The following is a 21497-nucleotide window of genomic DNA, read 5'->3' on the forward strand; positions in this document are numbered from 1 at the left end:
GGTCGCGCGCCACGACGGCCCGCCGCTGCGCCGGGGTGAACATGCGCCGCGTGCGGCCGACGTCGAGCGGGACGCCCTGCGCGCTCATCACCACCCGCGTCATCGCGCAGTCGCACAGCGCCGCGGCGAGCTCGCTCGCCGACACCACGGCCCCGTCCTCGCTCGTCGCCGGCTCCCACGTGCTCGTCGGCGAAGCGACCCCGGCTTCCCCGTGTGGCGTCGAACCGTCTGGGGCGCGGGAGGTGCGGGCGGCGGCGGAGTGGGCCGCCATGCGGCGCACGGCGAACCACGTCTCCGCGGGGACGAGCAGGCTGACCTGCGGTACGACGCCGGGGGTGGTCACCGCGGCCCCGTCCTCGAGGTGGAGGTCCTCGGTGGCCGGTCGGTCGTCGGGGAGCGCGCGCGGTGCGGGAGCAGGACCGGTGGTGCCGAGCGCGTGGCGCGCGAGTGCGCCGAGCGCGTGGCGCGCTAGTGCGCCGAGCGCGTCCGCTCGTGCCTGCTCCGGAGCGCGCTCGTCGTCGGGCCGGTGACCCGTCGCGTCGAGTGCCGCCTGCAGCGCCTGGCCGGCCAGCGGGTCGAGCCGCCCGCGCAGGAACGTGCCGTCCGACGCGTGCGTCAGGTGGAGGTACCGCGCGCGACGCGCGGCCTCGCGCTCGTCCTCGAACGACGCCGGGTCGTGCGCCGCGGCCAGGAGCGCGAGGTCCCGCGAGAACTGCCGCGCGTCGGACCCGTGCGCGAGCGCGACGACCCGGGCCTGACCCTGCGGTGACGACAGGAACTCCGCCACGGGCGGCGCGGCGCCGCGCAGGACCGTGGCGAGCACCTCGACGTGCGGCTCGAGCACCTGCCGCTCGAGCACCGCGGCACGCACCCCGTCCAGCCGCGTGAGGGTGCGCGCGGTGTCCACCTGACGATCCGCCTGGCCGCGTGTGCCGCCGATCGCCCGCGCCCGCAGGTCGGCGAACTCGCGCTGCGCGCCGGCGTCCGACGCCGCCTGCTGCTGCGCGACGAGCACGGGCGCACGCACGCTCGTGGCGAGGGCCGGGAGGCGGTCGAGCATCGACAGGACGCGCGCCCGGTCGCGCCCCGACCACGAGGCGGCGCCGTGCGTGGCCGAGACCAGCTCCGTCAGCTCGCTCACGACCGCCGCGATCCGGGCCGCTACAGCCTCGGCGTCCCGCGCACCGTCAGACTGCGGGCGCGACGGCCCGGCGGCGCTGCCGGCAAAGCCGGAGGTCTCCGGCGAGGAACGAGACTCGAACACATGTTCGATTCTATGACGAAACGGACATCGCCACAACCCTCCAGGGGTGTGCGAACGACGCGATCCGGCCGGATGGTGACGGGCCGGACGGTCCGGGTCAGGTCAGCGGTGCGGGTCGTCCAGCAGCGAGAGCAGGTACGTGCCGTAGCCGGACTTGCCGAGCGCCGCCGCCCGCGCGCGCAGCCCGTCGTCGTCGAGGAACCCCCGACGCCAGGCGACCTCCTCGGGGGACCCGACCTTGAGGCCCTGCCGGTGCTCGATCGCGCGCACGTAGTCGCTCGCGTCGAGCAGCGACTCGAACGTGCCCGTGTCCAGCCACGCGGTGCCGCGCGGCAGCACCGACACCTGCAGCGCCCCCCGCTCGAGGTAGGCGCGGTTGACGTCGGTGATCTCGTACTCGCCGCGCGCGGACGGCGCGAGGTCACGCGCGATGGCCAGGACGTCGTTGTCGTAGAAGTAGAGGCCGGGGATCGCGTACGACGAGCGAGGCCGGGCCGGCTTCTCCTCGATGGACAACGCGCGGCCCTCGTCGTCGAACTCCACGACGCCGTACGCGGTGGGGTCCGCGACCCGGTAGGCGAACACCGCGGCGCCGTCGACGTCCGCGAACCGCAGGAGCTGGTCGCCCAGGCCCGTCCCGTAGAAGATGTTGTCGCCGAGCACCAGCGCGACCTTCTCGGTGCCGACGAAGTCCGCGCCGATCACGAAGGCCTGGGCGAGCCCGTTCGGCTCGGCCTGCACGGCGTAGCTGATCGAGATGCCGAACTGGCTGCCGTCGCCGAGGAGGCGCCGGAACTGCTCGGCGTCGTGCGGCGTGGTGATGACCAGGACGTCGCGGATGCCCGCGAGCAGGAGCGTGGACAGCGGGTAGTAGATCATCGGCTTGTCCCAGACGGGGACGAGCTGCTTGCTCACGCCGAGCGTGATCGGGTGCAGACGCGTGCCGGAGCCGCCGGCCAGGATGATCCCTCGCATGCTCGGCAGTATGTCGTGAGGGCCGCAGACCGGTCATCGGAACGCGCGTCCGATCTGTCACGCATCTCGGTCACCAGCGCAACACGGTTCTGCCACACTGCGCGCATGGCTTCGACTTCCGCTGCGCCAGAGCGCACCGAGACCCCCACCCCCCAGAACGCCATCGACCGCTACTTCCGCATCACCGAGCGTGGCTCGACGATCGGGACGGAGATCCGTGGCGGCCTCGTCACGTTCTTCACGATGGCCTACATCATCGTCCTGAACCCGATCATCCTGGGGCAGGTCGATGGCACCGGCGCCGCCCTGGCGCCGAAGGCCACCATCGCGGCGACGACGGCGCTCGTCGCCGGCGTCCTGACGATCCTCATGGGCGTCATCGCGAACTTCCCCCTCGCGCTCGCCGCCGGACTCGGCCTGAACGCGGTCGTCGCGTTCTCGATCGCGAACCTGCCGGGCATGACCTGGCAGGACGCGATGGGCATCGTCGTGCTCGAGGGTCTGCTGATCTTCGTCCTCGTGCTCACGGGCTTCCGCAAGGCGGTGTTCGAGGCCGTCCCGACGTGGCTCAAGACCGCGATCAGCGTCGGCATCGGCCTGTTCATCGCCTTCATCGGCTTCTTCGACGCCGGCTTCGTGTCGGCGCCGTGGAACCCCGACTTCCCGCCGTCGGTCCCCGTCGAGCTCGGCATCGGCGGCTCGATCTCGACCTGGCCCGTGGCCGTGTTCGTGTTCGGCCTGCTCCTGACCATCATCCTCATGGTCAAGAAGGTCCGCGGCGCCATCCTCATCTCGATCCTCGCGACCACGGTGCTCGCGATCGTCATCGAGGCCTTCACCGACCTGGACTGGAAGCTCACGACGCCCAAGGTGCCGTCGAGCGTCGTCTCGACGCCGGACTTCTCGCTGCTCGGCCACTTCTCGCTGTTCGGCGCGTTCGGCAAGATCGGCGTGATCTCGGTCCTGCTGCTCGTGTTCTCGCTGCTCCTCGCGGACTTCTTCGACACGATGGGCACGATGGTCGCCGTCGGCGGCGAGGCGGGCCTGCTCGACGAGAACGGCAACCCGCCCAAGACCCAGCAGATCCTCGTGGTCGACTCGATCGCCGCGGCGGCCGGTGGTGCCGCGGGCATCTCGAGCAACACGTCGTACATCGAGTCCGCGTCGGGCGTCGGTGACGGTGCGCGCACGGGCCTGGCGTCGGTCGTCACCGGTATCGCGTTCCTGCTCGCGACGTTCCTGGCGCCGCTCGTCGCGGTGATCCCGTCGGAGGCTGCCGCCCCGGCGCTCGTCGTCGTCGGCTTCCTCATGGTCACGCAGGTGCTGGACATCGACTGGCACGACTACACGATCGCCATCCCGGCGTTCCTGACGATGATCCTCATGCCGTTCGCCTACTCGATCACGGCGGGCATCGGCGCCGGCGTCATCCTGCACGTGGTCCTCCAGATCGTCGTGGGCAAGGCCCGCAAGATCCACCCGCTCATCTGGCTCATCGCCGCGATGTTCGTCCTGTACTTCGTGCGCGGGCCGATCGAGTCGCTCGTCGGCTGACTCCCGCACGTCCCGACGGGCCGGTCCCCCACGGGGCCGGCCCGTCGTGCGTCTGCCACGGCGCGACGTGCCGAGGGAGCGTCGGGTGGGACCACCGATGTGAGGGTGGGGCCCGGCGCGCCGGTACCCTCGTGCGGAGCCAACGTCGAGTAGGAGAGCTGTCGTGCGCATCAGCGTCATCGGTTGTGGGTATCTGGGCGCGGTGCACGCCGCCGCCATGGCATCCCTCGGCCACGAGGTCGTCGGCATCGACGTCGACGAGTCGAAGGTCGAGGCGCTGCGTGCCGGCCGGGCGCCGTTCTTCGAGCCCGGGCTGCCGGAGCTCCTGCTCGAGGCGGGCGCCGGGGGCGGCCTGACCTTCGGCACGGACATCGCGGCGGTCGCGGGTGCGCGCGTGCACTTCGTGTGCGTCGGGACGCCGCAGCTCAAGGGCGAGCTGGGTGCGGACCTGTCGTACGTCGACGCGTCGATCGCGGCGCTGATCCCGCGCCTGCAGCCGGGCGACGTGGTCGTCGGCAAGTCCACGGTCCCGGTCGGTACCGCCGAGCGCCTCGCCGAGGAACTGGCTCCCGCCGGCGCGACGCTGATCTGGAACCCCGAGTTCCTGCGCGAGGGCTTCGCGGTCGAGGACACGCTGCACCCGGACCGGTTCGTCTACGGCCTGCCGACGCAGGACGGCGTCGCGACGGAGGCGGGCGAGGCGGCCAAGCTGCTGCTCGACGAGGTGTACGCGACGCCGCTGGCGGACGACACCCCGCTCGTCGTGACGGACTACGCGACGGCCCAGCTGGTCAAGGTCGCGGCGAACTCGTTCCTCGCGACCAAGATCTCGTTCATCAACGCGATGGCCGAGCTGTGCGAGGCCACGGGCGGCGATGTCACGCAGCTCGCCGACGCGATCGGCTACGACGCGCGCATCGGGCGCCGCTTCCTCAACGCGGGCCTCGGGTTCGGCGGCGGCTGCCTCCCCAAGGACATCCGTGCGTTCATGGCGCGCGCCGGTGAGCTGGGCGTCGACCAGGCGCTCACGTTCCTGCGCGAGGTCGACTCGATCAACGGGCGTCGTCGCGAGCGCATGGTCGAGCTCGCGCGCGAGGTGTGCGGAGGCTCGCTCGTGGGCAAGCGCATCACGGTGCTCGGCGCGACCTTCAAGCCGAACTCCGACGACATCCGTGACTCGCCGGCGCTGTCCGTGGCGGACTCGCTCGAGAAGAACGGCGCGCACGTCGTCGTGACCGACCCGCAGGGCATCGAGAACGCCCGGCGCGCGCGTCCGAACCTGCACTACACCGCCGACGTGCTGGACGCGGTCCGCGACGCCGACGTGGTCCTGCTCGGCACGGAGTGGTCGGAGTACCGCGACCTGGACCCCCAGAAGCTGGGCGAGGTCGTCGCCGGCAAGCACATGCTCGACGGCCGTAACGTGCTCGACCCGACGCAGTGGCGCGCCGCGGGCTGGACGTACCGCGCGCTCGGTCGCCCCTGACCGGCACGCCCGCGCGACCACCGACGCCGCTCGCTCCCCGTCCGGGGGCGGGCGGCGTCGTCGTTCCGACGAGCTCCCGACGAGCCGCCCGGCGAGCTCCCGCGGGAGTTCCAGGCGGGGAGTCCTTCGCAAAGGTCATTACCGCGAGTAATGAGTTATGCTCACGACATGACCGTCACCGCCCCCGCGCTCGCCTCCGAGCTGCGCCGTGCCGTGATCATGGCCGCCCGCCGGATCCGCGCCGAGCGCGGGTCCGCGGACCTGACCGACCCGCAGTACTCGGTGCTCGTCCACCTCGAGAAGCTCGGTCCGCTCACCCCCGGCCAGCTGGCCGACCTCGAGCGCGTCCAGCCGCCGTCGATGACGCGCACCGTGAGCTGCCTGGCCGAGGCCGGCCTGGTCGCCAAGTCGCCGCACGCGACGGACGGCCGCGTCGTCGTCGTCAGCCTCACCGAGACCGGCCGCACCGAGGTCAGCGAGACCAGGCAGCGCCGCTCGGCCTGGCTCGAGGGCCAGCTCGATGCGATGGCGCCCGACGAACGCGCGCGGCTGGCGGACTCGCTCGAGCTGCTGTGGAGGATCGCCCAGGCATGAGCACGTTCGACTCCCTGCGCTTCTTCAACTACCGCCTGTGGTTCGCAGGCGCTCTGGTGGCGAACGTCGGGACCTGGATGCAGCGCGTCGCCCAGGACTGGCTCGTCCTGACGCAGCTCTCCGACGACTCGGGCGTCGCGGTCGGCATCACCACCGCGCTGCAGTTCGCGCCCGTGCTCGCCCTGTCCGCGTACGCGGGCCTCCTCGCGGACCGCATGGACCGGCGCAAGCTCCTGATCGCCACGCAGGTCGGCCAGGGCGTGCTCGCACTCGGCCTCGGCCTGCTCGTGCTCATCGGCAACGCGCAGCTGTGGCACGTGTACCTGTTCGCGCTGCTGCTCGGCTGCGTCTCCGCGATCGACGGCCCCGTGCGCCAGACGTTCGTCGCCGAGCTCGTCCCGCCCGACAAGCTGTCGAACGCCGTGGGCCTCAACAGCGCCTCGTTCAACGCCGCGCGCCTCGTCGGACCCGGCGTGGCCGGGCTCCTGATCGCGTGGGTCGGGACCGGCTGGGTGTTCGTCATCAACGCCGTGACGTTCGGCGCGACGATCTTCGCGCTCACCACGATGCGCCGCTCCGAGCTCCGGCCCATGCCGACGGCGTCGCGCAGCAAGGGGCAGATCCGCGCGGGCATGCGCTACGTGCGCGGTCGCACGGACATCGTCGTGATCATGGTCGTCGTCGGGGTCGTCTCGACGTTCGGCCTCAACTTCCAGCTCACGAGCGCGCTCATGGCGCGCAGCGAGTTCGGCAAGGGTGCGGGGGAGTACGGCATCCTCGGGTCGATCCTGGCGATCGGCTCGCTCACCGGTGCGCTGCTCGCGGCCCGGCGGGAGCGACCGCGGGTCCGGCTCGTGATCGGCGCCGCGTTCGGGTTCGGGATCGCGAGCGGCGTCATGGCGCTCATGCCGACGTACCCGGCCTTCGCGATCGCGTGCATCCCCGTCGGCCTCGCGTCGCTGACGATGATGACCGCCGCGAACGCGACGATCCAGATGACCACCGAGCCCGCGATGCGCGGGCGCGTGATGGCGCTCTACATGATCGTGTTCCTGGGCGCGACGCCCGTGGGGTCGCCCATCGTCGGCTGGATCGGTGAGACGTTCGGCGCCCGGTGGTCGATCGGGATCGGCTCGATCACCGCGCTGCTCGTCTCGACGGGCGCGGCGCTGTGGGCGCGCAAGGCGTGGGACGTCGAGGTCCGCTACCACTTGCGCCGACCGCACCTCGAGGTGCTCTACCCGACGACGCGCGCGACCGGCGTCCCCGAGGTCACCGCACGGCAGGACGCGGTCGCCGAGGCCGGCGCGCGCGACGCCGCGGACGAGGTCACCGCCGCCTGAGGCGCACCGCCGGGCTGCCGGGGGCAACCTGCGTCCCCTGTTCGGGCGCTCGCCGCACGTCGGCGGCGACGAGCCAGTCGCGAAATCACCCGATCTGCGGCTAGGACCTGCGCGCACGACGCGCGAGGATGGTCCCGAAATGTACGAATAGTCCGCTCTCACGACGGTGGGTCGTCCTCATGCGCAAGCTCCTGCGAACCTGTCTGGCACTGATGATCGCCGCACTGGTGGTGGGTGCGCCCTCGATGGCCACCGCCGCCGTCGACCCGTCCCCCTCGCCGACCGTGTACGGGTGCGAGCAGGAGAACCAGTCGGCCGTGGGCGCGGACGACGAGTACTCGCCGCCGCTGCCGTGCGAGCTGCGGGTCCTGGTCAAGGAGCCCATCTGCGACAACGACGTCCCGAAGCTGCGGTACGCGGTCGAGGCGATCGGCTCGCCGAACACGACCGTCACGATCACGTGGCGCAACCCGAGCGGCGCGGACTACGTCCAGGCCGGGCTCCCGCTGTCCGGCGTGGTGCTGTGGCCGGGTGCCGTCGAGCAGAACGGCGTCGGCGTCGACTGGCCGGGCTGGCGTCAGCTGCCGGACGGCACGTGGGTCGAGGGTGACGAGTGGGACTGGGTCCGTCCGTCCGTGCAGGTGAACTTCGCGGTGAACCCGGAGGCCTCGGTCACCGTCGCGTACCCGCCGTCGAGCCCGATGTGCCTCACGAACCCGCCGGGGACCTCGGTCCTCGTCGACGAGCCTGAGCCCCCGGTGCTCTCGGTGACCGGCTCGAACGCGCTGCCGGTCGCGCTGGCGGGTGGCGGGCTCGTGGCCGCGGGCGCGATCGCGCTGGCCATGACGATGCGCCACCGCCGCCGGACGCAGGCCTGACGCACGTGCCACGGGCTCGGCCGGGCACCGGCCGAGCCCGTGGCGTGCGTCAGACGAGCTGGTCGACCACGTGGTCGATGCACGCGGTGAGAGCGAGGGCGTCCCGCGGGTCGACCGCCGGGTAGGTGGCGATGCGGAGCTGGTTGCGGCCGAGCTTGCGGTAGGGCTCGACGTCCACGACGCCGTGCGCCCGCAGCGCCCGCGCGATCGTCGCGGCCTCGACGACCTGCGGGTCGAAGTCGATCGTCGCGACCACCGGCGAGCGGTGCTCGGGCTCGGCGACGAACGGGGTCGCCCAGTCGCGGGCCTGCGCCCACGCGTAGACGTGGCCCGACGAGGCCGCGCTGCGACCCGCCGCGAACGGCAGGCCGCCGTTCTGCAGCATCCAGTCCACCTGCTCGGCGAGCAGCAGGAGCGTCGCGATCGCCGGGGTGTTGAGGGTCTGATCGAGGCGCGAGTTCGTCACCGCGGTCGTCAGCGACAGGCTCTCGGGCACCCAGCGGCCCGCCTCGAGCCGGGCGGCGCGCTCGATCGCCGCGGGGGACATCGCGGCGAGCCACAGCCCGCCGTCGGAGGCGAACGACTTCTGCGGTGCGAAGTAGTAGACGTCGGTCTGCGCGACGTCCACGGCGACACCACCCGCGGCGGAGGTCGCGTCGACGACCACGAGCGCGCCCTGCTCGCGCGAGCCGGCCACGCGCCGCACGGGCGCGACCGCACCCGTCGACGTCTCGTTCTGCGGCCACGCGTACACGTCGACGTCGGCGTGCCCGGGCACGGCCACCGAGCCGGGCGCCGCGGTCGTCACGACCGGCTCCTCGAGGAACGGCGCTCGGGCGGCTGCGGCGGCGAACTTCGAGCCGAACTCACCGAACGCGCCGTGCGCCGAGCGGCGCTCGACCAGGCAGAACGTCGCGACGTCCCAGAACGCGGTCGAGCCGCCGTTACCGAGCACGACCTCGTAGCCGTCGGGCAGCCCCAGCAGCTCGGCGAGGCCCGTGCGCACGCGCCGCACGAGGTTGCGCACAGGCGCCTGCCGGTGCGACGTGCCGAGCAGCGTGGAGCCGGACGCGACGAGGGCCTCGACCTGCTCCGGTCGGATCTTGGACGGACCCGAGCCGAACCGGCCGTCACGCGGCAGGAGCTCGGCGGGGATCGACACGGGTGCGGCGGCGGGCGCGTTCTCGGGCACCTGGCGAGGATAGAGCCCCGCGACCTCGATCCACGTCGTGGACCAACTACCCTGTGACTGCGGCCGACCAGGCACCGGCCGTGGCGACCTGGGAGGCAACGCGGTGAGCGACCTGATCGACACGACGGAGATGTACCTCAAGACGGTCTACGAGCTCACCGAGGAAGGCATCACCCCGCTGCGCGCCCGCATCGCCGAGCGGCTCGGGCACTCGGGCCCCACGGTCTCGCAGACGGTCGCGCGCATGGAGCGCGACGGGCTCGTCGTCGTGACCGGTGACCGTCACCTCGAGCTGACGGACCTCGGGCTCGCCAAGGCCACGCGCGTGATGCGCAAGCACCGCCTCGCCGAGCGGCTGCTCACCGACGTCGTCGGGCTCGAGTGGCCGTACGTCCACGAGGAGGCGTGCCGCTGGGAGCACGTGATGAGCGAGCGCGTCGAGAAGCGCCTCGCCGCGCTGCTCGACCACCCGCACTTCGACCCGTACGGCAACCCGATCCCCGGGCTCTCGGAGATCGGCGAGGAGCAGACGCGCGTCGAGTTCCTCGACGGCGTGGCCTCGCTCATGGAGCCGACGTCGGGCGCCGACGGGACGGCGGTGCTCGCGCGGATCGCCGAGCCGCTGCAGGTCGACGTCGAGCTGCTCGCGCGCCTCGCGGACGCCGGGATCCTGCCGGGCGCGCGGATCACGGTCGAGAAGGCGCCGGGTGTGGTGACCGTGGGCGTGCCGGGTGCGCCGGTGGTCCTGGACCTGCCCGACGAGGTCGCGCGCCACATCTTCATCCGCACGCGCTGACGCGGCTGCGGGAGCGTCACGGGGGCGTCGCGAAGGGCGTCACGGGGGATGTCGCGACGACGGTCTGCCGCGCCCGCGATGCCCCGGTGTGCCCGCATCGCCCGAAACGTGAGACAGGTCACCGAGGGGTGAAACCTCGACGCGTCGGTGACGCACGCTCCCACGGGGTGTGACCTGCGGTGGCATCGATCGGGGTGCGCATGCTCCTGGTCGGTCGTCCGACAGATCTCGTTTCCTTCGTGATCGGAACGTGACAATCGGCGGCACCCTCATGTACGTTCGACCTGCTTCACCGGAACCCCTCCTCCAACGAAGCCCTCGAGCGGAACGCCTAGCCCTGCCGCCGCAAGAGGTCCGCACGAACCGCCGGCAGGGGCGGGGGACCCAATCTGGGCACTTCGGTGTCCTTGGGGTGAAGCCCCGTCGCAGACCTCGGTCTGGGACAGGGCCGGGTGTTCTCCCATCCGAACCCGACAGCTGACCTCGTAGGCGACTAGGAGAACGCGCATGACACATGCACGTCACCGGGCCGCTCGTCGGCCCTCGACGCCGCTGACGGAACTGGCAGCCGCTGCATCGGAGCAGATGGGCACGGTCGGTCGTCGGTCGGCCGTCGTCGCCGCTTCGGGTGGTCTGGTCGTCTCGCTCCTCGGCGCCACCCCCGCGATGGCTTCCCCCTCGGACGACGCCTCTGCCGGTGCCCTCGCTGCCGTGGACACCGAGGCGCTGACTGCCTCGGCTCGCGCGCTGCTCGAGACCGCGCCCGTCGTGAGCGCGCCGGTCAGCGCCGAGTGGAGCATCGACGCCCCCAAGCTCTCGGTCTCGATCCCCAAGAAGAAGACCGTCGCCCCCACCGCGACGCAGACGCGTGAGCGCCAGGTCACCTCGCGCACCGCGCCCCGCGTCTCGAACAACCCGATCCCGCAGGCGGTCTCGGGCAACGCGGTCCTCGAGATCGCCGCGCGCTACGTGGGCGTCCCGTACGTCTCCGGCGGCGCGTCGCCGAGCGGCTTCGACTGCTCGGGCTTCATCTCGTACGTCTACAAGCAGCTCGGTGTGAGCCTGCCGCGCACGTCGAGCGGCATGCGCTACGCGGGCACGGTCGTCTCCCGTGCCGACGCCAAGCCGGGCGACATCATCTGGAGCCCCGGCCACGTGGCGATCTACGCCGGTGGCAACCAGCAGATCGACGCGCCCCGCCCGGGCAAGACGATCCAGTTCCGCTCCATCTGGCAGAGCTCGCCGGTCTTCATCCGAGTCGGCTGACACTCACGCCGTGCCACGAGGCCCCGGACGACACACGATGTCGCCGGGGCCTCGTCGTCTCTGCCGCCGCGGCGGTGAGGCTAGTCTGATCGCGCACCGAAGCTTGTCCGGTCGGGCCAGCCAGGTCCGACCACCAGGTCGGGAGGTCGCCGTGCCGTCGCGAGTCATGACTGCGTCGAAGGACGCGCCAGGAGACGTACCGGGGGATGTGCCAGCCGGCGCGCTCGCCCGCGCCGGACGGGCTGCGCGCCCATGAGCGGCACCCTGGTCCTCAACGCGTCGTACGAGCCGCTGTGCGTGGTTCCGGTGCGCAGGGCCGTGGTGCTGCTGCTGCTCGAGAAGGCGGTCGTCGAGAGACCTGGCGACCGCGTGCTGCACTCCGAGCGGCTCGACGTCGTCGCACCGTCCGTGGTGCGGCTGCAGCGCTACGTGCGGGTCCCGCGCCGCTCGCACGCCCCGATCACGCGGCGTGCGGTGCTCGCGCGTGACCATGAGCGGTGCGCCTACTGCTCCGGTCGGGCGGACACGATCGACCACGTCGTCCCGCGCAGCAGGTCGGGCCCGAACGCCTGGGAGAACGTGGTCGCCGCGTGCGCGCGGTGCAACCACCGCAAGGCCGACCGGTTGCTCTCGGAGATCGGCTGGGAGCTGCGGTTCACGCCGCGGCCCCCGCACACGGCGATCGTCGGTCACGGCGTGCACGCGCGCCGGCCGGACTGGGAGCCCTACCTGCTCGGGTGGTCGGACGCCGTCGTCGCCTGACCGGCCACGGCACGGGCGCGCGCCGCGATCCGCGGCTCGTCCACGCCCGGGCCCGTCGCTCTTGAGGAAGTCTTGGTGTTGACTTGAGGGACACGGCAACCGGGACGGGCGAAGGAGCAGGGCCATGACGCGCGACGACGTGATCCTCGTGGGGGTCGACGGGTCGACCGCGAGCCTCTATGCGCTCGACTGGGCCGCGGCGGAGGCGGAGCGCCGCGGGTGGCGCCTGCACCTGGTCTGCGCGTACGCGCTGCCGTCGTTCGCGGCGGCGTCGCTCGACGGCGGGTACGCAGCGCTCGACGACTCCGCGATCCAGGAGGGTGCGGCCGCCGTGCTCGCCGAGGCGTCCGCCCGGGTCTCCGGCCGGGGCGTCGCGGTCACCGCGAAGGTGCACACGGGTGACGCCGCGGGCGTGCTCGTCGAGCTCTCGCGCGAGGCGAGGCTCGCGGTGGTCGGCACGCGCGGCCGCGGCGGGTTCGCCGACCGTCTGCTCGGCACGGTGTCCTCGGCCCTGCCCGCGCACGCGTACTGCCCGACCGTGGTGGTGCCGCTGCGCGACAACGACGGGCAGCAGCTGCCCGAGGGCGCAGAGATCCCGGCCGTGCCGGCGGTCCGCCGCATCGTCGTCGGCGTGGACGGCTCGCCGCAGGCCGAGCGTGCGCTGCGCTGCGCGATCGACGAGGCCCGCACCTGGGATGCGCAGCTCACGGCCGTCTCGGGCGTGCCCGTGGGGTCGATGACGGGGGTCCTGGCGTGGCTGCCGGCGGCGGTCGACCACGAGCAGGTGCTGAGCGACATGGCCGAGGGGCTCGACGTCGTCGTCGACCGGGCGCTCGCCAGTCAGGCGCCGGCCGGTCGTGCGGTCACCGTGCGGCGGTTCGCGCTCGACGGCACGGGGGCCGAGCTGCTCACCGAGTTCTCGGCCGCGTCCGACCTCGTGGTGCTGGGGTCGCGGGGGCGCGGCGGGTTCCGTGGGCTGCTCCTGGGGTCCACGAGCCAGGCGGTGCTGCACCATGCGACGTGCCCGGTGATGGTCGTGAGCAGCCGCGCTGACGAGCTGCCCGGCGCAGCCGAGGGTCACGCGTCAGGCGAGCCCCCGGCGGATCCTGGAGCCGCACCGGAGGCGTGAGCCGTGCCCGCCCGCGGCGCCAGACCCGGCCGGCACCGGCCGGAGGGTGCCTCAGGGCGTGACGTCGGGACGCCGCACGAGCGCCGAGAGCACGACCGTCGAGCGCGTACGCGAGACGAACGGCTCGGCCGCGAGGCGCTCGACCACCTGCTCGAGGTGGCGCATGTCGCGCGCCCGTACCTGCACGACGAGGTCGACGTCGCCCGTCACGGTGCTGGCCGTCACGACCTCGGGGTACTGCTCGACCGCGGCGCGCATGGTCGCCGGGCTCGTCGAGCCCTGGCAGTAGATCTCGACGAACGCCTCGGTCTGCCAGCCGAGCGCGGCCGGGTCGAGACGGACCGTGAACCCGCGGATCACGCCGTCGTCGCGCATGCGGTCGACGCGGCGCTTCACGGCCGGCGCGGACAGGGCGACCTGAGCGCCGATCTGGGCGTAGGTCGCGCGCGCGTCGGCGGCGAGCGCGCGCAGGATCGCCGAGTCGAGGGCGTCGGTCATGCGCCCATGATCCCGTCCCGGGGGTCAAGTCGTGTCCCCGGCGTGCCGATACCTCATCAGGACGATCCGCCCGAATGCGACGGGAGAACCGACGTGACGCACACCCAGCGCTCCACGGGAGCGCCCGACGAGACCCGCGCCCCGTCCCCGTCGCGCGGCGCCCTGCCCACGCAGCGACCGGCGCGCGGCGCGCGCCCCGCCACGCCCGCGGTACCGACGCAGCGTCCGACGCCCGCGCAGCCTCGCGCGCTGGTGCCGCACCCTCGCGGCACCCGCCCCCTTCCCGCCGAGCCTCAGCCTGCCGAGCCTCAGCCCGTCGAGTCCCGGCACGCGGATCCCCAGCAGGCCGAACGGCTGCACCCCGAGGGCCGGCGCGCCGGTGGCCGAGCACCGCGCGCCGCGGCGTACCGGTTCGCACCTGCCCCGGCGCCCCTCACGCGCCGCGCGCGGGCCCAGCGCCGCGCGCTGCGGGTCGTGGCGGTCGCGGGGGTCGCGGCGCTCGCGGCGACGGCCACGGGCGGCTGGGTCGCCCAGGACCGCGCGCACCGGGAGGCGGTCGCGCTGCAGGAGGCGCGCGTCCGCGTCGACCAGGCGGTGGCCGGTGCGTCGGCGGACGTGTCGTCGGGCGCTCGCGTCGAGGTCGCCACGCTCGTCGGTGAGCGCGCGGCCCAGGTGACCGCGGTCGAGAAGGCGGCGGACGCGGCGACGACGACGCTGGGCGCGACGACGCACGCGGGCGACGAGCCGCGCGCCGCGCTGCAGGCGGCGATCGACGGCGCCCGCGCGACGGCCGCGGATGCGCACGCGTCCCTCGCCGAGCTGCGTGCGGCGGCCGCGGGTCTGGCCGGACCGCAGAAGGCGGCCACGGACGCCGAGGCGGCGTGGGTCACGGCCGAGGAGGCCCGCAAGGCGGCCGCGGAGCGCGCGCGGCAGACCGTGCGGGTGCCGCAGACGCCGACGCGTGGCGGGGGCGGCAGCGCCCCGGCGCCGCGCATCCCCGCGGGCGGGCTGCGGTGCGGTGACACGGGCGGCGCGGGCGCGGGTGAGGCCAGCGCGTCGTCGCTGGGCGCCGCGATCAACTCCTACCGCGCGTCGCTCGGGCTCCCGACGCTCACGGTCTCGCGCTCCGGGTCGCTGACCGCGCACGCGATCCGCATGGGCACCGCAGGCGGGATCTGGCACTCGGGTGGCGACAACATCGTCGGGTGCGCGGGCTCGTCCAGGCCGGTGCACCTGGTGCAGGCGTGGTCGCACTCGCCGGGCCACGACGCGCAGATGCGCCGCACCGACGTCACCACGATGTCCGTGGGCGCCGCGACGCAGAGCGGCTGGCTGTTCGGCGCGGTCCTCTTCCGCTGAGGCCGGCCTACACGCGCGTCAGTGCGGCCGTCGTCCGGGCCAAGGCCTCGGCGAGCTCGTCGGACGTGATCGTCAGCGGTGGCGCGAGGCGCAGCGTGCGGCCGTGCGTGTCCTTGGCGAGCACGCCGTGCGCGAGCAGCGCCTCGCACGCGGCCCGACCGCTGCCGTGGCGCACGTCGAGCCCGGCCCACAGCCCGGCCCGCCGCACGCCGGACAGCACGCCGTTCTCGACGAGCCCCGCGAGCCCCGCGCCGAGCTGCTCGCCGCGCACGCGCGCGGCCGCCTGCAGGTCGCCGGGCGTGAGCAGGTCGATCACGGCGAGCGCGACCGCGCACGCCAGCGGGTTGCCGCCGAACGTCGAGCCGTGCGTGCCGGGGGTGAGCACGCCCAGCACGTCGGACCGCCCGACGACGGCCGAGACGGGCAGGATCCCGCCGCCGAGCGCCTTGCCGAGCGTCACGAGGTCCGGGCGCACGCCCCACGCCTCGCACGCGAGCGTGTGGCCCGTGCGGCCGAGCCCGGACTGGATCTCGTCGGCGACGAGCAGCACGCCGGCCTCGTCGCACGCGGCGCGCACGGCGGGCAGGTAGTCGTCGGGCGGCACGACGACGCCGTGCTCACCCTGGATCGGTTCGAGCAGCACCGCGACCGCGGTCTCGTCGATCGCCGCGCGCAGCGCCGCGGCGTCGCCGAACGGGACGGCACGGAAGCCGGGCGTGAACGGCCCGAACCCGTCGCGCGCGTCGGGGTCGTCGGAGAACGACACGATCGTCGTGGTCCGCCCGTGGAAGTTGCCGTGCGCGACGACGATGGTCGCGCGGTCCGCGGGCACGCCGCGCTTCTCGTAGCCCCACTTGCGCGCGGCCTTGATCGCGGTCTCGACGGCCTCCGCGCCCGTGTTCATGGGCAGCACGAGCGGGTCGCCGACGAGCAGCGGGCCGACGAGCCCGGCCAGGGCCCGCGCGAACGGCTCGAGCAGCGCGTGGTCGAACGCGCGGCTCGTGAGCGTCAGCCGGTCGAGCTGGGCGTGCGCCGCGGCGACGAGCGCCGGGTGCCGGTGGCCGAAGTTGAGCGCGGAGTAGCCCGCGAGCAGGTCCAGGTACCGGCGACCCTCGTCGTCGGTGACCCACGAGCCCTCACCCGAGACGAGCGTGACGGGCAGCGGGGAGTAGTTCTGCGCGAGCCGCGTGCCCGCGATCGTCGGGGTCGTCATGGCGGGCCTCCAGCCGTGCGGGGGAGCGGGCGTGCGCGAGGCGTCAGGCGCGGATCTCGAGCGTGCAGCACTTGGCGCCGCCGCCGCCCTTGAGCAGCTCGCTCGTGTCCACGGGGATGGGCGTGTAGCCGCGCTCGCGCAGCGCCGCGGCCAGGTCGCGCGCGCCGGGGGCGACGACGACGTTCTCGCCGTCCGACACGGCGTTGAGCCCGAGCGCGACGGCGTCGGAGTCGGTCGCGAGGATCGCGTCGGGGAACAGGCGGTTCAGGACGGCCCGGCTGCCCGCGCTGAAGGCCGCCGGGTAGTAGGCGATCTGCGGCGAGGCGGGGTCGGACGAGATCACCGCGAGCGCGGTGTCGAGGTGGTAGTAGCTCGGGTTGACGAGCTCGAGGCTGACGACGGGCCGGCCGAACAGCTCCTGCGCCTCGGCGTGCGCCGCGCGCTCGGTGCGGAAGCCCGTGCCGGCGAGGATCAGGTCCCCGACGACGAGGATGTCGCCCTCGCCCTCGTTGATCATCGCAGCGGTGTGCGTGACGTAGCCGCGGTCGGCGAACCACTTCTGGTACGCGGGGCCCTCGGGCTGACGCTCGGGGTGGCGGAACTTCGCGGAGTAGACGACGCCGTCGACGACCGTCGCGCCGTTCGCGGCGTAGACCATGTCCGGCAGCCCGGCGATCGGCTCGATCGTCTCGACGCGGTGCCCGAGCTCGAGGTAGGTGTCCCGCAGCGTGCGCCACTGCCGCAGCGCGAGCTCCACGTCGGTGTACCGCGTCGCGTCCATCCAGGGGTTGATCTCGTACGACACCGTGTAGTGGACGGGCTCGCACATCAGGTAGTGGCGGTCGGTGCGGCCGGGCGCGGTGGCGGTCATGGGACTCCCTCGGGTGGTCTCGGGGTGGCGAGCTCGGTGGGCGGACGAGGCGGCTGGCTCGCGTGCAGGGTCGGGCGCGCCGGTGGGCGCGCGGCTGCTTCGAGGGTAAGCGCTGCACGTGTGCGCAACCGATGAAGCACGATTGCGCACCTGGGTGCGATCCGTTGCGTCACGACCCACCTGAACGACGATCTGTTGTCGTCGAGTCCCACGCGGGGGTCCGGCCCGCCCGGCCCGAAAGCCCGATAGCCTTTTCGCATGGAGACTCGCGTGCTGGGACGGACAGGTCGGGACGTCGGAGTGATCGGGCTCGGGTGCTGGCAGCTCGGGGCCGACTGGGGCGATGTCGAGGAGGACACCGCGCTGGAGGTGCTGGGAGCGGCCGTGGACGCCGGGGTCACGTTCCTCGACACCGCGGACGTGTACGGCGACGGGCGCTCCGAGCGCCTCGTCGGGAAGTTCGTCGCGTCGCGCGGGGGCGCGGCCTCCGGGATCACGGTCGCGACGAAGATGGGCCGCCGCGCCGACCCGCACGTCGCCGACGCCTACACGCTCGACGCGTTCCGCGCCTGGAACGACCGCTCGCGCGAGAACCTCGGCGTCGACACGCTCGACCTGGTCCAGCTGCACTGCCCGCCCACCGAGGTGTACTCGCGCCAGTCGACGTGGGACGCGCTCGACACCCTGGTCGACGAGGGGCGGATCGCCGCGTACGGCGTGTCCGTCGAGACCGTCGACGAGGCGCTGACCGCGATCGCGCGACCGAACGTCGCGAGCGTGCAGATCATCCTCAACGTGTTCCGGCGCAAGCCGCTCGAGCAGGTGCTTCCCGCGGCCGCCGCGGCGGGCGTCGGGATCATCGCCCGCGTCCCGCTGGCTTCGGGCCTGCTCTCGGGCAAGTACGACGAGGCGACGACGTTCGCCGCGTCCGACCACCGGACGTTCAACCGCAACGGCGAGGCGTTCGACGTGGGCGAGACGTTCTCGGGCGTGCCGTTCGAGGTGGGCGTCGCGGCGGCTCGTGAGGTCGCGGCGCACACGCCCGCGGGCGCGACGACCGCGCAGCTCGCGCTGCGGTGGATCGTCGACCAGCCTGGCGTCTCGGTGGTCATCCCCGGCGCGCGCAACGCCGAGCAGGCGCGCGGCAACGCCGCGGCGGCCGACCTCGCGCCGCTGTCCGACGAGACGCAGGCGGCGCTCGCGGCGATCTACGACGAGCGCGTCCGCACGCACGTCCACGCCCGCTGGTGACCGCCGCGTCGCCGACGCTGACCGCGTCAGACCCGATCGGCGACCAGGTCTGACCGGAGCACGGCGCTCATCGACCGGCCGTACCACCGTGGTGGTGCGGCCGGTCGGTCGTCGCAGGGACGCCTCAGCGGCGGCCGAGCCGCGGCAGCTGGCGGCGCCGCCCCTGCTTGCCCTCGAGCTCGGGTGCACCCTCGTCGGCGGACGCACCCGAGGGTGGGCCGGCCGGGAGCTCGTCGTGGACCTCGGCCGACGGCAGGACGATCGGCTCCCGGAACGTGGCCGGGGCGGGCCCGAACGCCTGACGCGTGCCGCTGATGACCTCGCGGCCGAGCGCGCGCCCACCGCTCGCACCGACGACCACGCCGATGCCGTAGGGCAGCAGCCGCCCGAAGAACAGGCCGGTCTGCTTGGTGAGCTGCTTGCGCAGCATGCGCCGCGTGAGCGTGGTGTTGACCTTCTTGACCGTCGCCATCGGCATGCGCGTGAGCAGCAGCCGCGCGACGTTGGTCGCGCCGAGGCCCGTGACGTCCGTGAGCGCCTTGGCGCCCGACTCGCCGAGGATCGCGGTGAGCAGCAGCGCGCGGCGCCGCTCGACGTCCTCGACCTCGATCCCGTGCACGGACGCAACTGCGAGCACGTACGCCGCCGACGCGCTGAAGAACGTCGCGACGTCGCTCGCGGTGAGCACGACCGCCACGCCCGTGCCGACGGCCGGTGCCGCAGCCGCCGCGCCGACCGCGCCACCCGCACTCGCGACGACGAGCAGGAACTCCTTCTCCAGGAGGCGCACCAGCTGCTCGGGTGACGCCTCCGGGTTGCGCCGACGCAGGCTCGCGACGTGCGCGTGCACCGCGGACGACGGCAGCGACACCGCGCGCGCCATGGCCTCCTCGACGAACCGGGGCACGGCTCAGCGCTCCCCGACGACCGTCAGGCTGACCTGCGCACCCGCCTCGAGCGTGCGCCCGACCGTGCAGTGCTGGTCGATCGCGCGGTGCACCACGGTGAGCAGGCGCTCGCGGGCGTCCGGCGCGAGCGACGAGAGGTCGACGACGAGCCGCTCGGCCAGCGCGGGGTAGCGGTCCTCGTCGTCGTCGGCCAGGCCCTCGACCTCGATCGTGACCGGCACGTCGTCGCCCAGGCGGCGCGCGAGCGCGGCGTCCGACGACAGGCCCGAGCAGCCGGCGAGCGCGACCTTCATGAGCTCGCCGGGCGTGAACGCCTCGTCGTAGGCGATGTCGCCGATCTCGACGGTCGCTCCGCGCGAGTTGTGGCCCACGTAGCGACGCTTGCCGGTCCGTTCGACCCACAGCCGCGTGCCGCCCGCGTTGGCGGGCGTGACGGCGGGCACAGGGGCGGGGGCGGCGGCGGCCGTCGAGGTCGGCTCGGCGTCGGCCGCGGAGGCGTCAGCGGTCGTCTGGCTCGTCATGCGCCGATCCTCGCACGGCCCGCCACCACGGGCGCGGGAGCGCGAACCACGGACGTCCGGACGCGCGCGCGAGGGACGGATTGCGCAACGACTACGGATGGAGGTGCGCGGTCGCCGAACTAGGCTGACCGCGCGCCGGCGGTCGGCGCACGCTCGTCGTCGGGAGGTCGCTCGGTGCACGTCGGACGCTCGACGCCGCGCGCGCTGGTGCGCGCCACGGTGGGCGTGCTCGTCGTCGCCGTCTGCGCGGGGTGCTCGTTCTTCGACCGCGGCGACGACACCGAGGGTCGCTCGGTGTTCGACGTGAAGGTCGGCGAGTGCTTCCGGGCGCCCAAGGACATCACGGTCGAGCTGACCGAGCTCGCGCAGGTCCCGTGCACGGACCCCCACGAGCAGGAGGCGTACGCGCTCGTCGACTACGAGGACACGGCCGCGACGGCCAAGGCGTCCGGCGCCGCGTCGTTCCCCGGCGTCGAGGCCCTCACGGCGTTCGCCCAGGGCGCGTGCGCGCAGGAGTTCGAGGACTACGTGGGCGTCGACTACCGCGACTCGCGGCTGTGGTTCACCTACCTGCTGCCGTCGGCGCGCGGCTGGGAGCAGGATGCGGACCGCACCACGCTGTGCTTCGTCACGACGACGGGCGAGCAGCTCACCCGGTCCGTGGCGGGCACGGGGTGGTGAGCCTCGCGATGGGGCCGACGAGAGGGGCACGACGATGAGCAAGCCCGCAGCGACCTCCACGGCCCTGACGATGTGCTCGTTCGGCCTGGCGCCCGCGTCGCTGAACGTCCTGCCGACCAGCGGCGTCCTGATCGAGGGCAAGCCCGCGGCGACGATCACGGACAGCGCGCCCATGGTCAACGTCCCGCCGTTCGGCATGTGCACGTCCCTGGCCAACCCGACGGTCGCGGCCGCGACCGCCGCCGCACTCGGCGTCCTGACGCCCATGCCGTGCATCCCGGCGACGACGCCCTGGGTCAACGGCGCGACGCAGACCGTGATCGGCGGCCGCCCTGCGCTGACCCTCGGTGCGCAGTGCATGTGTGCGTACGGCGGTGTCATCCAGATCCTGAACCCGGGCTCGATGCGCACGCTCGAGGGCTGACCCCGCGCGCAGCAGTGCCGCGTGGGGCCCCGGGCCACCGAGGTGGCAGGCTGGAGCCCGTGACGTTCTGGCGACGACGAGAGCGCGTGCCGCTCATGCTCACCGGCGGCTTCCACGCGGCGGAGGCCCCCGCGCTGCAGCGCGCGATCATCCAGGCGCTGGGCACGGACCGCGCGCGCGGGGTGCCCGTGCAGGCCGAGCTGGAGATCGTGCGCGGCCGCGGCGAGAACCTCGCAGTCGTGTGGCGCAACGCGATCGTCGGCTTCGTCCCGGCCGACGAGGTCGACGCCCTGGCGGGGCAGCTGCCACCCGCGGGCGCGCGTGAGGTCACGGTCGTGGACGGGTCCGTGTTCCCCGTGGTGCACGAGCCGCCGCGGGCCGGCGACGACAAGCACGGCGTGCTGTGGCGCATCTGGGTGGGCCGGGTGCCCGACGAGATCCCGCCCGTGCCGGACGGCCTGGACCACCTCGACGTCCCCGAGCCCAAGATCCTCGGCATCCCGGTCAACAGGCTGCGGGACGCCCCCTAGCC

At 73.6% G+C, this 21497-nt stretch carries 22 protein-coding genes and 1 riboswitch; of the genes, 14 read left to right on the forward strand and 8 right to left on the reverse strand.

Going from position 1 to position 21497, the window contains the following annotated elements:
* Positions 1-1141, reverse strand: a 1141-nt coding sequence (locus tag CGE01nite_RS11480; protein WP_141371062.1) for a DUF222 domain-containing protein, incomplete at its 3' end; no start/stop codon positions are given.
* 225 nt (positions 1142-1366) lie between these two features.
* Positions 1367-2239 (reverse strand): glucose-1-phosphate thymidylyltransferase RfbA, encoded by an 873-nt coding sequence (rfbA, locus tag CGE01nite_RS11485; RefSeq protein ID WP_048344149.1) that lies wholly within the window; start codon positions 2237-2239, stop codon positions 1367-1369.
* A gap of 105 nt (positions 2240-2344) precedes the next feature.
* Between rfbA and CGE01nite_RS11490 the strand changes: the two genes are divergently transcribed.
* The 5 genes from CGE01nite_RS11490 (at position 2345) to CGE01nite_RS11510 (ending at position 8094) form a co-directional block, all read left to right on the forward strand.
* On the forward strand, positions 2345-3793 hold the full coding sequence (locus CGE01nite_RS11490; RefSeq protein WP_141371064.1) for an NCS2 family permease: 1449 nt from the start codon (positions 2345-2347) through the stop codon (positions 3791-3793).
* A gap of 163 nt (positions 3794-3956) precedes the next feature.
* Positions 3957-5279, forward strand: coding sequence for a UDP-glucose dehydrogenase family protein (locus CGE01nite_RS11495; RefSeq protein WP_141371066.1), 1323 nt, complete (start codon positions 3957-3959; stop codon positions 5277-5279).
* Between the two features lie 168 nt (positions 5280-5447).
* Entirely contained in the window at positions 5448-5873 is a 426-nt protein-coding gene (locus CGE01nite_RS11500; protein ID WP_048344146.1) for a MarR family winged helix-turn-helix transcriptional regulator, read from the forward strand.
* Positions 5870-7216, forward strand: a complete 1347-nt coding sequence (locus CGE01nite_RS11505) for an MFS transporter (RefSeq protein ID WP_048344145.1) — start codon at positions 5870-5872, stop codon at positions 7214-7216. The genes CGE01nite_RS11500 and CGE01nite_RS11505 overlap by 4 nt, the downstream gene beginning before the upstream one ends.
* Positions 7217-7428: 212 nt before the next feature.
* A complete protein-coding gene (locus CGE01nite_RS11510; protein WP_229747271.1) occupies positions 7429-8094 on the forward strand; it encodes a peptidase in 666 nt (221 codons plus the stop codon).
* 49 nt (positions 8095-8143) lie between these two features.
* Here CGE01nite_RS11510 and serC read toward each other — a convergent pair whose 3' ends face one another.
* On the reverse strand, positions 8144-9286 hold the full coding sequence (gene serC / locus CGE01nite_RS11515; protein WP_229747270.1) for a phosphoserine transaminase: 1143 nt from the start codon (positions 9284-9286) through the stop codon (positions 8144-8146).
* A 103-nt stretch (positions 9287-9389) separates the two neighbouring features.
* Here serC and CGE01nite_RS11520 point away from each other — a divergent pair, with 103 nt between their 5' ends.
* From CGE01nite_RS11520 to CGE01nite_RS11535, 4 genes are all read left to right on the forward strand, one after another.
* Positions 9390-10082, forward strand: coding sequence for an iron-dependent transcriptional repressor DtxR (locus tag CGE01nite_RS11520; protein ID WP_048344143.1), 693 nt, complete (start codon positions 9390-9392; stop codon positions 10080-10082).
* 345 nt (positions 10083-10427) lie between these two features.
* Positions 10428-10589, forward strand: a riboswitch (cyclic di-AMP (ydaO/yuaA leader).
* Positions 10590-11348: a C40 family peptidase gene (locus CGE01nite_RS11525; RefSeq protein WP_048344142.1), complete on the forward strand. Its 759-nt coding sequence runs from the start codon at positions 10590-10592 to the stop codon at positions 11346-11348. It begins immediately after the preceding riboswitch.
* A gap of 252 nt (positions 11349-11600) precedes the next feature.
* Positions 11601-12110, forward strand: coding sequence for an HNH endonuclease (locus tag CGE01nite_RS11530; RefSeq protein ID WP_048344141.1), 510 nt, complete (start codon positions 11601-11603; stop codon positions 12108-12110).
* Positions 12111-12234: 124 nt separating this feature from the next.
* A complete protein-coding gene (locus CGE01nite_RS11535; RefSeq protein WP_141371068.1) occupies positions 12235-13239 on the forward strand; it encodes a universal stress protein in 1005 nt (334 codons plus the stop codon).
* Between the two features lie 51 nt (positions 13240-13290).
* Here CGE01nite_RS11535 and CGE01nite_RS11540 read toward each other — a convergent pair whose 3' ends face one another.
* Complete coding sequence (locus CGE01nite_RS11540) at positions 13291-13737, reverse strand: Lrp/AsnC family transcriptional regulator (protein ID WP_048344139.1); 447 nt, start codon at positions 13735-13737, stop codon at positions 13291-13293.
* Between the two features lie 93 nt (positions 13738-13830).
* On the opposite strand from CGE01nite_RS11540, the gene CGE01nite_RS11545 reads away from it, so the two are divergent.
* Positions 13831-15096: a CAP domain-containing protein gene (locus tag CGE01nite_RS11545; protein WP_141371070.1), complete on the forward strand. Its 1266-nt coding sequence runs from the start codon at positions 13831-13833 to the stop codon at positions 15094-15096.
* 7 nt (positions 15097-15103) lie between these two features.
* Here CGE01nite_RS11545 and rocD read toward each other — a convergent pair whose 3' ends face one another.
* Both rocD and ddaH read right to left on the reverse strand, forming a co-directional pair.
* A complete protein-coding gene (gene rocD / locus CGE01nite_RS11550; RefSeq protein ID WP_141371072.1) occupies positions 15104-16309 on the reverse strand; it encodes an ornithine--oxo-acid transaminase in 1206 nt (401 codons plus the stop codon).
* A 43-nt stretch (positions 16310-16352) separates the two neighbouring features.
* Positions 16353-17180 (reverse strand): dimethylargininase, encoded by an 828-nt coding sequence (gene ddaH / locus CGE01nite_RS11555; RefSeq protein ID WP_048343010.1) that lies wholly within the window; start codon positions 17178-17180, stop codon positions 16353-16355.
* Between the two features lie 258 nt (positions 17181-17438).
* On the opposite strand from ddaH, the gene CGE01nite_RS11560 reads away from it, so the two are divergent.
* Positions 17439-18431, forward strand: coding sequence for an aldo/keto reductase (locus tag CGE01nite_RS11560; protein ID WP_141371074.1), 993 nt, complete (start codon positions 17439-17441; stop codon positions 18429-18431).
* 124 nt (positions 18432-18555) lie between these two features.
* On the opposite strand, the gene CGE01nite_RS11565 is transcribed toward CGE01nite_RS11560, so the two are convergent.
* Both CGE01nite_RS11565 and CGE01nite_RS11570 read right to left on the reverse strand, forming a co-directional pair.
* The gene (locus CGE01nite_RS11565; protein WP_229747269.1) at positions 18556-19338 is read right to left on the reverse strand and encodes a hypothetical protein; all 783 of its coding nucleotides are present in this window, start codon (positions 19336-19338) and stop codon (positions 18556-18558) included.
* A 3-nt stretch (positions 19339-19341) separates the two neighbouring features.
* On the reverse strand, positions 19342-19860 hold the full coding sequence (locus CGE01nite_RS11570) for an OsmC family protein (RefSeq protein ID WP_048343008.1): 519 nt from the start codon (positions 19858-19860) through the stop codon (positions 19342-19344).
* A gap of 174 nt (positions 19861-20034) precedes the next feature.
* Between CGE01nite_RS11570 and CGE01nite_RS11575 the strand changes: the two genes are divergently transcribed.
* Genes CGE01nite_RS11575 through CGE01nite_RS16995 form a run of 3 tightly spaced genes read left to right on the forward strand, consistent with a single transcriptional unit; the run spans position 20035 to position 21495 of the window.
* The gene (locus tag CGE01nite_RS11575) at positions 20035-20541 is read left to right on the forward strand and encodes a septum formation family protein (RefSeq protein WP_048343007.1); all 507 of its coding nucleotides are present in this window, start codon (positions 20035-20037) and stop codon (positions 20539-20541) included.
* Between the two features lie 34 nt (positions 20542-20575).
* The gene (locus CGE01nite_RS11580; RefSeq protein ID WP_048343006.1) at positions 20576-20965 is read left to right on the forward strand and encodes a DUF4280 domain-containing protein; all 390 of its coding nucleotides are present in this window, start codon (positions 20576-20578) and stop codon (positions 20963-20965) included.
* 59 nt (positions 20966-21024) lie between these two features.
* A complete protein-coding gene (locus CGE01nite_RS16995) occupies positions 21025-21495 on the forward strand; it encodes a hypothetical protein (RefSeq protein WP_156186607.1) in 471 nt (156 codons plus the stop codon).
* Positions 21496-21497 lie beyond the last annotated feature (2 nt).

Source organism: Cellulomonas gelida, from assembly GCF_006538725.1.
GTDB lineage: Bacteria > Actinomycetota > Actinomycetes > Actinomycetales > Cellulomonadaceae > Cellulomonas > Cellulomonas gelida.